6 protein-coding genes and 1 pseudogene are annotated in these 11,336 nt (G+C 71.1%); 4 read left to right on the top strand and 3 right to left on the bottom strand.

Annotated elements, in window-relative coordinates:
• Positions 1-549: 549 nt before the first annotated feature.
• A pseudogene (locus tag IEY61_RS17015) lies at positions 550-1,098 on the top strand (DUF72 domain-containing protein); the annotation flags it as partial.
• Positions 1,099-1,697: 599 nt separating this feature from the next.
• Here IEY61_RS17015 and IEY61_RS17010 read toward each other — a convergent pair.
• The gene (locus IEY61_RS17010) at positions 1,698-2,327 is read right to left on the bottom strand and encodes a hypothetical protein (protein WP_189045388.1); all 630 of its coding nucleotides are present in this window, start codon (positions 2,325-2,327) and stop codon (positions 1,698-1,700) included.
• A gap of 108 nt (positions 2,328-2,435) precedes the next feature.
• Entirely contained in the window at positions 2,436-3,278 is an 843-nt protein-coding gene (locus tag IEY61_RS17005; protein WP_189045433.1) for an alpha/beta hydrolase family protein, read from the bottom strand.
• A 238-nt stretch (positions 3,279-3,516) separates the two neighbouring features.
• Here IEY61_RS17005 and IEY61_RS17000 point away from each other — a divergent pair, with 238 nt between their 5' ends.
• From IEY61_RS17000 to IEY61_RS16990, 3 genes are all read left to right on the top strand, one after another.
• The gene (locus IEY61_RS17000; RefSeq protein WP_229705975.1) at positions 3,517-5,574 is read left to right on the top strand and encodes a DNA gyrase/topoisomerase IV subunit B; all 2,058 of its coding nucleotides are present in this window, start codon (positions 3,517-3,519) and stop codon (positions 5,572-5,574) included.
• 32 nt (positions 5,575-5,606) lie between these two features.
• Positions 5,607-8,090, top strand: a complete 2,484-nt coding sequence (locus IEY61_RS16995; RefSeq protein WP_189045386.1) for a DNA gyrase/topoisomerase IV subunit A — start codon at positions 5,607-5,609, stop codon at positions 8,088-8,090.
• Positions 8,091-8,293: 203 nt separating this feature from the next.
• Positions 8,294-9,673, top strand: coding sequence for an RICIN domain-containing protein (locus tag IEY61_RS16990; RefSeq protein WP_229705974.1), 1,380 nt, complete (start codon positions 8,294-8,296; stop codon positions 9,671-9,673).
• A 66-nt stretch (positions 9,674-9,739) separates the two neighbouring features.
• On the opposite strand, the gene IEY61_RS16985 is transcribed toward IEY61_RS16990, so the two are convergent.
• Positions 9,740-11,083 carry a uracil-xanthine permease family protein gene (locus IEY61_RS16985; protein ID WP_189045384.1) on the bottom strand — a complete coding sequence of 448 codons (1,344 nt, stop codon included), beginning with the start codon at positions 11,081-11,083 and terminating at the stop codon, positions 9,740-9,742.
• Positions 11,084-11,336: the final 253 nt, after the last annotated feature.

Genomic DNA, 11,336 nt, shown 5'->3' with positions numbered 1-11,336 from the left:
CTGCTTGTCCAGTACGGCGCACTGGGCGGGGGTGAGGCAGAGCCGCCGGACGTGACCGCGGTTGACCTTCACGAGACTGCCCCTTTGCGCCACGGGCGTTCCCACTGAGTTTCGATGTATTCCTGGATCGTCGCGGCCGACACGCTGCCGACCGAAGCCACGAAGAACGGAGCCGTTCTGCGACCGGGTGCACGAACACGGGGCGGCGATGCTTCGGACACCACACAAGGTGGCATCCGAGGCTGTAAGCCGCCCCGCGATGCGTCTGATACCCGGCCATCAATGAAGTATGAAGGCAGCGTCCATCTGACAGTTGGACGTTAGGGCAGCGATTCACCTGCCGCCTGAAGACGGCAGCCCTCTCGCCTTACTTCGGTAGTTCTCGGCGCCGACCCGGCAGCGGGCGCCCGCCACGTTACCTACCGTCACGGCCCAGCGGTTGCCGATCCGGCCGCTCGGCGGTCAACTGAATCACATGGCTGTCATCAAGGTGGGCACGTCCCCTGGGCCGACCGGACGCTGCTGCGCTCCGGCTGGTATCCACGGCAGGTGAACACCCCGGCGGGGCGACTGGGCTACTACGCCGACCGGTTCGCGCTGGTCGAGGTGGACACGTCGTACTACGCGGTGCCGGCGCCGGAGACCGTCCAGGGCTGGGTGGACGCCACGCCCGACGGATTCACCTTCAACGTCAAGGCGTTCAGCCTCTTCACCGGCCACCCGACCCCGGTCGCCACCCTCCCGGCGGACCTGCGTCCGGCCGGCGGACCGGACCGGATCCGCCGGCGGGACCTGCCGGCGACGGCGTACGACGAACTGTGGCGGCGGTTCCGGGCGGCGCTGGCGCCGATCGCGGTCGCCGACCGGCTCGGCGCGGTGCTGCTGCAGTTCCCGCCGTGGCTGGCCCGCGGCGACGCGGCCCGGCGACGGATCGTGGAACTGGCCACCCGTTGCCGGCCCTGGCGGGTCGCCGTCGAGCTGCGGCACGCCTCCTGGTTCGACGGAGCCGCGGCCGCCCTGGAGACGTTGACCTTTCTCCGCGAACACGGCCTGACCTTCTGCTGCGTCGACATGCCGCAGGGCCATCCGGATTCGGTGCCACCGGCCCTGGTCGCGACCGCCGACCTGGCGATGGTGCGCTTCCACGGGCACAGCACCGTCTGGGCCGGCGGCAACAAGTCGACGTGCCGGCCGTCCGGGCCGTACGGTCCTGACCGGCGCCGCGCCCGGCGGTGTCAGCCCCGCGACACCCCTTCCGGTCGCATGCCGGTCGCCTCCTCCAACGAGTTGTCCGGCAGGTCCTCGCCGGCCACGTCGTCGGGGAACGATCGTCGGGACGGCGCCGGATCCGGTGGCGCACCGGGACCGGCGGCCGGCGTGGCGGTGGGCTCCACCGAGCCGAACTCGTGCCGGCCGGCGGGCCGGTGTTCCGCCGGCGGCTCGCCCGCCCGCCGCTCACCGCGCCGCCCCTCGGGCACCGCGGTCTCCTCGCTGCCCTCGTCCATCGGCGAGTCCTCACCGACACCCTCCGGCGCGCCGGCGTCGAAGCCGCCCGTGGTCCCCCAGGGCGCGACGTCCTCCGGTCCCCGGTCCTGCCTGTCCCTGTCCGTCATGACCACCTCGCTGCTGGATGCCTGGCCCCCGGTGCTGCTGCCGGCCGTGCTGCTGGATGGCTGGATCGGTGCTGCCGCCGGCCGTCAGCGGCCGGACGACACCATGTGCCGGCGGACGGCGTTCATCGCCCCGATCTTGCCCATCGCCGTCGGCGCGTGCATCAGCCCGTTCGCCCGGCCGAGCATGCCGCGCAGCACCTGTCCCGGCTTCTGCTGCTCACCCATGTACGCGGTGACCACGATCAGCGCACCGGTCAGCGCCGGAATCGCCCACTGGAGCAGCTTGAGCTGACGCTGGCAGGACGCGATGTTCGCCGGCGTCTGCTGGTTCGGCTCGGTGACCCCCTCGACCGAGGTCATGCCGCCCCGCTCCAGCCGCTTGCCGAGCATCCGGCTGTAGCCGGTCACCGCGAGAGCACCGACGGTCAGCGCGGTCTTCACCGTGCTCGTCCGTCCGACGCCCCGCTGGGCAGCCATCCGGGGGCTCTCGGTGACCAGTTCACCGACCGCGCCGGCGAGGTGGGCGCCGATGGCCGCCGCGTTGACCGGGGTCCACCGGGCCCAGCCGGTCGACGCCACCGGAAGTCGTTTGGTCGAGTCGTCGATCCGGGCGGCGGCGCCGTTGACGCCGAAGGCGCCCATCAAAGAGCCGCCGAACCAGGCTGCCAGGCCCAGGTCGTGCATCGAGCGCAGTGCGGTGTGGCTGTCAGACATCGGGTCCCCTTTCGCGGTGTCGGGCGCCCCGGCTTACCCCGGCGAACAGGGGTTAATCCCGAGCCGTCGGGCCCGTCAGCAGGGGTTGATCCCGAGCCGTCGGGCCCGTCAGCGCGGCGGCAGGCCGGCGGTGAAGTCGGCGATCCGGGCCGCCAGCGGCGCGGCGGCGCGTACCCAGGTGAAGTGGTCCACGGTGCTCTCGGCGTGGTAACGCTCGCGCTCGACCCGGGCCGAGGTGAGCTTGGCGCAGAGCCGGTCCAGCGTGGGGTGCGGGGTGTACTGGTCGCCCTCGACGCTGACCGCCAGCACCGGGGTGCGGATCCGGCTCACGGCCGCCTCGGCGTCGACCCCGCCCAGATGGGGGAAACGGCCGGTGCGGGCGGTGTGCGCCCAGTCCCGGATCACCCCCGGGGCCTGCCGGCCACCGAACCCCCACCCGGGCCAGACGCCGAGCAACCGGGTCGTGGCCGCGATGCCCTGGGTGTACGGCAGCACCCCGTAGCGCCGGAGGCCGGTGAAGTCACGCCAGTACGGCAGGCCGACGGCCACCAGCGCCAGCCCGTCCACCTCCTGCTCGCCGTGCAGGGCCAGGTGCAGCACGGCGGCATGCCCGCCGAGGGAGTGCCCCAGCAGCAGGGTGCGCCGCCCGTCCAGCCGTTCCTTCAGCGCGGTCCGCACCGCGCCGATGTCGGCGGCCAGTTCCGCGTACCCGTACCGGCAGGCCCGGCTCGGTCGCGGCGTGCTCTCTCCGGTGCCGCGCAGGTCGGCGACGATCACGGCCAGCCCAGCGTTGCGCAGCGCGGCGGCGAACGGCCGGTAGTACCGGGCCCGGACCCCCATCGCCGGCGAGATCAGCACCACCGGGGCGTCGCGGACGCCCGCCGGTTCCGGGTACACCTGCACGCCGAGGCGCGCGCCGTCGACCTGGACGAATTCCTGCACGTATTCCACCGTTGCGCTCACCAGGCCAGGCTACCCATGAGTAGCCAACGGGTGGCGTCGGGCATAAGGCCGGACACCGGGGCGTTGACCCGCGGCAGGGCCACCAGCCGCGATCTCGTGCGGCGTGCCGTACGGGTGTCCGCATCGCCTGTCGGGGCGTACGGCTACGCTCGCTGCGGCGTGCCCGCGCTGGGCCGACCACCGACGGTGCGGGCAGCACATCGCCGAGACCCGGGAGTACGACCAGTTGACCGCAGAGCCTGAGACCCTGTACGGGGCCGACGACCTCACGCACCTCGAGGGGCTGGATGCCGTTCGCAAACGGCCCGGCATGTACATCGGCTCCACCGACAGCCGTGGCGTGGGCCACCTCGTCAACGAGATCCTCGACAACTCCACCGACGAGGGGGTCGCCGGTCACGCCACGAAGATCGCGGTGATCCTGCACGCCGACGGCTCGGTGCAGGTCGACGACGACGGGCGGGGCATCCCCACCGACGTGCACGCCCGCTCCGGCATCTCCGGCGTCGAGCTGGTGCTCACCCGGCTGCACGCCGGCGGCAAGTTCGGCGGCTCCGGCTACAAGACCTCCGGCGGCCTGCACGGCGTCGGCGCCTCGGCGGTCAACGCGCTCTCCCGCCGGTTCGACGTCACCGTCCGCCGGGACGGCAAGGTGCACGCCATGTCCTTCCGGCACGGAGTGCCCGGCATCTTCGACGGCGACGGCCCGGACGCGTCGTTCACCCCTGGGCCCGGGTTGCAGGTCGTCGGCGCGACAAAGCGCGGCCAGCGCACCGGCACCTCGATCCGCTACTGGCACGACTCCCGCTACTTCGAGACCGGCGCGGCGCTGGACCACGACGCCGTACGCGCCAAGCTGCGGCACACCGCCTTCCTGGTGCCCGGGGTCAGCTACACCCTGCACGACCGCACCGGCGAGCAACCAGTCGAAGAGATCTTCCACTACCCCGGTGGCCTCACCGAGATGGTGGAGTTCCTCGCCCCGCCCGGCGACCGGCCCGTCTCCGGCACCCTGCTGGTCACCGGCGAGGGGACGTACCGCGAGAACGCCGCCGACGCCAACGGGGTCATGCAGTCCAACGTGCAGCGCCGGGCCGAGGTCGAGATCGCCTTCCGCTGGGGCACCGGCTACGAGCGCACCGTCGAGTGCTTCACCAACACCATCCGCAACGCGCACGGCGGCACCCACCGCAAGGGCTTCGAGCGGGCGCTGGCGCGTACCCTCGCCGACGCCGTGCGCAACACCCGCGGTCTGCTCAAGGCCAAGGAGGACGCGCCCACCCTGGACGACGTCCTGGAGGGCATGACCGCGGTGGTGCACGTCCGGGTGCCCGAGCCGCAGTTCACCTCCCAGACCAAGGACGAGCTCTCCACCGCCGGCATCACCAAGGTGGTGCAGGGCCTCATCGAGCGGCACCTCAAGTCCTGGCTGGACGACCGGAAGACGAAGACCGAGGCCCGCACCGTCCTCCAGAAGATCGTCGACGCGGCCCGGGTCCGGCTCACCCAGAAGCAGCAGAAAGACGCTGCTCGCCGCAAGACGGCCCTCGAAGGCGCGGCCATGCCCGCCAAACTGGTCGACTGCCGCGCCGCAGGCATTGACAGAAGCGAATTATTTATCGTGGAGGGGGACAGCGCCCTGGGGACAGGGCGACTTGCCCGATCTGCCGAGTATCAGGCGCTTCTTCCGATTCGGGGCAAGATCCTGAACGTGCAGAAGGCCAACCTTCAGCAGGTGCTCGACAACGCCGAGTGCGCGGCGATCGTGCAGGTGCTCGGCGCCGGCTCCGGGCGTACCTTCGACCTGTCGGGGCTGCGGTACGGCCGCGTACTCATCATGGCCGACGCCGATGTCGACGGCGCGCACATCCGGACGCTGCTGATCACCCTCTTCGCCCGCTACATGCGGCCGCTGATCGAGGCTGGTCGGCTCTACGCCGCGATGCCGCCCCTACACAAGATCACCACCAAGGGGCGCAGCCCGCAGACCATCTACACCTACACGCAGGCGGAAATGGAGACGACGGTCCGCAAGCTGGAACAGGCCGGCAAGCAGATCGTCACCCCCATCCCGCGGTTCAAGGGTCTCGGCGAGATGAACGCCGACGAGCTGTGGGAGACCACGATGAACCCGGCCACCCGCGCGGTACGCCGGATCACGCTGGACGATGTCGACGCCGCCGAGCGGATCCTCGACCTGCTGATGGGGGAGAAGGTCGAGCCGCGCCGCAACTGGCTGATCGACTCCGCCGGCCGGATCGACCGCGACGCCATCGACGCCTGAGCACCGGCTCTCTCGGAAGGACAGCGCAGCACATGGCACGCCGCAAGGAAACGAAGACCGACCACTCCGCGTTCGACCGGGCCGGCGCGCGGGTCTTCGACAACCCGCTGGTCACCGAGGTCTCCGACTCCTACCTGGAGTACGCCTTCTCGGTGATCCACTCCCGGGCGCTGCCCGACGCCCGGGACGGCCTCAAGCCGGTGCACCGGCGCATCCTCTACGCGATGCACGAGGCGGGTTTCCGGCCGGACCGGCCGCACGTCAAGTCCGCCCGCGTGGTCGGCGACGTGATGGGGCGCTACCACCCGCACGGCGACACCGCGATCTACGACGCGATGGTCCGGATGGCGCAGGACTTCTCGCTCAACGTGCCACTCATCGACGGGCATGGAAACTTTGGAAGCCCAGACGATGGACCGGCAGCGGCGCGTTACACCGAGGCTCGGATGTCGCGGGAGGCGATGCTGCTCGTCGGTGAGCTGGGCGAGGAGACCGTCGACGTCGAGCCCAACTACGACGGCTCGCTGACCCAGCCCACGGTGCTGCCGGCCGCCTTCCCGAACCTGCTGGTCAACGGCACCTCGGGGATCGCGGTGGGGATGGCGACCAACATGATCCCGCACAACCTGGGTGAGGTCGTCTCCGCCGCCCGGTGGCTGATCCGGCACCCGGACGCCACGCTCGACCGGCTGATGGAGTTCGTGCCCGGGCCGGACCTGCCCACCGGTGGCCTGCTGCTCGGCCTGGACGAGGTGCGTCGGGCGTACGAGACCGGTCGTGGTGTGGTGCGGATGCGCGGCAAGGTGGAGATCGGCCCGCTGGAGGGCAGCCGGGGCCGGCAGGCGATCACCGTGGTCGAGCTGCCGTACGGGGTGGGTGCGGAGAAGGTCATCGCGGCCATCACCAACGAGGTCAACAAGACCAAGCGGCTGACCGGGATCGCCGACGTCAAGGACCTCACCGACCGGGAGAACGGCACCCGCCTGGTCGTCGAGTGCAAGGTCGGGGTGAATCCGCAGGCGCTGCTGGCCGACCTGTACCGGCTCACCCCGCTGGAGCAGTCCTTCGGCGTGAACAATCTGGTGCTGGTCGACGGCCAGCCGCGGACCCTCGGGCTGAAGGCGCTGCTGGAGGTCTTCCTGGCGCACCGCTACGAGGTGGTGACCCGGCGCAGCGCGTACCGCAGGCGCAAGCGCGAGGAGCGGCTGCACCTGGTCGACGGCCTGCTGATCGCCCTGCTGGACATCGACAAGGTGGTCAAGCTGATCCGGGCCAGCGAGGACGCCCAGGACGCCAAGGACGGCCTGATGCGCCGGTTCAAACTCTCCGAGATCCAGGCCGGCTACATCCTGGACACTCCGCTGCGCCGGCTCACCAGGTACGACCGGCTGGAGCTGGAGGCCGAGCAGGAGAAGCTGCGTGCGGAGATCGCCGAGTTGTCCACCATCCTGGACGACGAGAAGGTGCTGAAGAAGCTGGTCTCCGACGAGTTGGCCGCGGTGGTCAAGAAGTTCGGCGCCCCCCGTCGCACCACGCTGGTCGACGGCGACCTCAAGGAGGTGCTGGCGGCGTCGGTTCCGGCCGGTCCGCTGGAGGTGGCCGACGACCCGTGCCAGGTGATCCTGTCGGCGACCGGGCTGGTCGCCCGCACCGCGGCCGAGTCGGAGGAGGCCGCCGAGGGGCGTCGCCGGCACGGTCGGGTCCGGCATGACGCGGTACGCGCCGCGGTGCACTCCACCGCTCGGGGCCGGGTGCTGCTGGTGACCAGCACCGGCCGGGCTTTCAAGGTGGACGTGCTGCCGTTGCCGGTGCTGCCGGAGCAGTCCGGCACGGTGTCGCTGCGCGGTGGGATGTCCGCCGCCGAGCTGGTGCCGTTGGAGCCCGGGGAGACGGTGGTCGGCCTGGCGCCGTTGGGGCCGGTCGCCGAGGGCTCGCCCGGCCTGGCGCTGGGTACCCGCCACGGCGTGGTGAAGGTCTGTGCCCCGGACTGGCCGGTGCGCTCGGACGAGTTCGAGGTGATCGGGCTGCGCGAGGGCGACGAGGTGGTCGGGGCGACGTGGTTGACCGACGATGCCGAGTCGATGATCTTCCTGACCAGCGCGGCGTCGCTGCTGCGCTTCCCGGCCGGATTGGTCCGGCCGCAGGGGCTCAAGGGCGGCGGCATGGCGGGGATCGCCCTGCCGGACGGGGCGCAGGTCGTCTTCTTCGGCGCGGTCCGCACCGATGATCCGCAGCATGGTGAGCCGATGGTGGTCACCTCCACCGGCGCGACGGTGAAGGTGACGCCGCTTTCGGCGTACCCGGTGAAGGGAAGGGCGACCGCCGGGGTGCGTGCGCAGCGGTTCCTCAAGGGTGAGACCGGCGTGGTGGTCGGCTGGGTCGGCCCCCGGCCGGTGGGGTCGACGGCGAACGGCGAGGCGGTGGAGTTGCCCGCGGCGGATCCGCGCCGCGACGGCTCCGGCTTCGCCGTGATGCTCGGCCCGGCCGTGGTCGGTCACCAGATCGACCGCGAGTAGGGGGTCCTCACCGGCTGAGCGTGGCGAGGCTGATGCGCGACGACACATCGATATCGGTCATTGACGTATGACGTATGACGACGATACGTTGAGCCTTGCTTCGCAGGCTGATCCAACGTGTTGACACCACCGTCCGACGTCGGCGCCTGCGACAACGCCCGTCCGTTTTCATCGCGCGGGTCTCTAGTCGAAGGAGCGGATCAATGAACGGTGAGCTTCATCCCGCCTCTCCTCCCAGGCGTCAGCGATGGTCCGTCGTGGCCGGGGCGGGTGCGGCGCTTCTGGTGGCCGGCACCCTCGTCGCGGTCAATGCGGCACCCGCGGCTGCCGCGACGGTGGACACCAACGCCTGGTACGTGCTGGTCAACCGCAACAGTGGCAAGGCGCTGGACGTGTACGGCCTGGCCACCAACGACGGCGCGCGGATCAGCCAGTGGACGCGCAACGACGGGGCCAATCAGCAATGGCAGTTCGTCGACTCCGGCGGAGGCTACTACCGGCTGAAGTCGCGGCATTCCGGCAAGGTGCTGGACGTGTCGAACGCGTCGACCGCCGACGGCGCCGCGATCATCCAGTGGGCGGACCACAACGGAACGAACCAGCAGTTCCGGCTGGCCGACTCCGACGGAGGCCACGTCCGGCTGATCAACCGGAACAGCAACAAGGCGGTGGATGTGCAGGGTGCCTCGACCGCGGACGGGGCGAACGTCGTTCAGTATTCCGACGGCAACGGTGCCAACCAGCAGTGGCAGTTGTTCCCTGTCGGCGGCGGCCCCACGCCACCACCGCCGAGTGGTGAGCCGGGCGCGGGGTGCGGCAGAACTCCGACGTTGGGCAACGGCACGCACACGATCCAGAGCAGCGGCAAGAGTCGTAGCTTCATCCTGCGGATTCCCGCCAACTACAACAACAACACCCGCTACCGGTTGATGTTCGCGTTCCACTGGTTGGGTGGCACCGCGGGCGATGTCGCGTACGGCGGGGCCGACGGGACTGCCTGGTCCTACTACGGGCAGCAGGAACAGTCGAACAACAGCGCGATCCTGGTCGCGCCCCAGGGCATCGGCAACGGCTGGGCCAACTCCGGTGGCGAGGACGTCACCTTCGTCGACGACATGATCCGTCGGATCGAGAGCGACCTCTGCGTCAACACGACGCAGCGCTTCGCCCTCGGGTTCAGCTACGGCGGCGCCATGAGTTACGCGCTTGCCTGTGCCCGCGCGAACGTCTTCCGGGCCGTCGCGGTCTACGGCGCTCCCCGGGAGCTGAGCGGATGCAGTGGTGGCACCCAGCCGATCGCGTACTTCGGCATTCATGGCATCTCCGACAACATCGCCAGCGGGCGGTCGCTGCGCGACAGGTTCGTCCGCAACAACGGCTGCACCGCGCAGAGTCCGCGGGAACCGGCGGCGGGTAGCCGGACCCACATCACCACCGTCTACTCGGGATGCCGGGCCGGCTATCCGGTGCAGTGGGGCGCGTTCGACGGCGGGCACACCCCCGGCCCGGTGGACGGAGGCGGGGACAGCGGCGCCAGGACCTGGACCAAGGGCGAGGTGTGGCGGTTCTTCGCGCAGTTCTGACGCGTACGACCGTGGTGCCGGCGAGCCCGCCCCCGCCGAGTCGGCGAGGGCGGGCCTCCCGGACGGTCAGAGTTCGGGCTCGGGGCCCTGACGGGTCGGCGGGGTGGCGCCGCGCAGGCGGGCCACCAGGCGCATGCCGTGGTAGACCAGCAGGGCGGCGGCGGTGCCCAGGGCGATGCCGTTAAAGGACAGGTCGCCGGCGGTGAGCGTGTAGTTGGCGGCGCCGATGATCACCGCGACGGCGGCGGTCAGCAGGTTGACCGGGTCGTGGAAGTCGACCCGGTTGTCCAGCCAGATCCGGGCGCCGAGGATCGCGATCAGCCCGTAGAGGGCGGTGGTGGCGCCACCGAGCACGCCGGCCGGCACGGTGAGGATCAGCGCGCCGACCTTGGGGCTGAGCCCGAGCAGCACCGCGGCCACCGCGGCCACCCAGTACGCGGCCGTGGAGTAGACCCGGGTGGCGGCCATCACGCCGATGTTCTCGGCGTACGTGGTGGTGCCGGAGCCGCCGCCGGAGCCGGCGAGCATGGTGGCCAGGCCGTCGCCCATGAACGCCCGACCCATGTCCCGGTCCAGGTTGCGGCCGGTGGTGGCGGCGACGGCCTTGACGTGGCCGGCGTTCTCGGCGATCAACACCAGGACCACCGGGATGATCAGCAGCACGGCGCGCAGGCTGAAGCTGGGCGTGTGGAACTCGGGCAGCCCGATCCAGGGGGCCTCGCGCAGCCCGGTGACTGCCTCCGGTGCCAGTCCGCCGGTGAGGGCGGCGAGCAGCCAGCCGACCAGCACCCCGAGCAGGATGGACAGCCGGGCCAGGAAGCCCCGGAAGAGCACGGTGAACAGCAGGATCGCGGTGAGCGTGACCACCGCGATCAGCGGCTGGGCCTTGACCCCGCCCTCCCCGCCGCCGTCCCAGGCGACCGGGGCGAGGTTGAGCCCGATCAGCATCACGATGGCGCCGGTGACCACGGGCGGCATCAGCCGGTTGATCCAACCGGCCCCGGCGTACTGCACCACGAGGCCGACCAGGGCCAGCGCGGCGCCGGCCACCACGATGCCGCCGAGCGCCGGGCCGATGTCACCACCGGCCTTGGCCGCCAGCACCGGGGCGATGAAGGCGAACGACGAGCCGAGGTACGACGGCAGCCGGTTGCCGGTGATGACCAGGAACAGCAGCGTGCCCAGCCCGGAGAAGAAGAGGGTGGTGGCCGGTGGGAAGCCGGTGATCAGCGGCACGGTGAAGGTGGCGCCGAACATGGCCACCACGTGTTGCACGCCGACGCCCAGGGTGCGCGGCCAGGACAGCCGTTCGTCGGGATGCACCACGTCGCCGGGGCGTACGGTCCGGCCGTCGCCGTGCACCGTCCAGGGCGACCAGCGGGAGCGTGTCGGGGTAGGGGACTGGGTCATGGCTGCCCTTCACGTCGGGGGTGGTGACGGGGGCGCGATCGACCCTGGGAGTTGTTTGTAGCACGAGCGGTCCGGGCTGATCGTCCGGGTCGCTGCCATGTGCCCGCCATCGCCTCGTCGCCGGTCTGTTCGCAGGACCGCCCCGAGGGCCGGCACGCGACGTGCGGGTCCTCGGGGCGGTCGCTCAAGCACCCGGTCGGCGGATCAGGCTCCTTCGGATCCGGGTTTGAGTGCTGGGTAGCGGGGTATGGGC

Source organism: Micromonospora sonchi (assembly GCF_014646235.1).
GTDB classification, from domain to species: domain Bacteria; phylum Actinomycetota; class Actinomycetes; order Mycobacteriales; family Micromonosporaceae; genus Micromonospora; species Micromonospora sonchi.
This window is presented reverse-complemented; position numbering and strand designations above follow the sequence as displayed.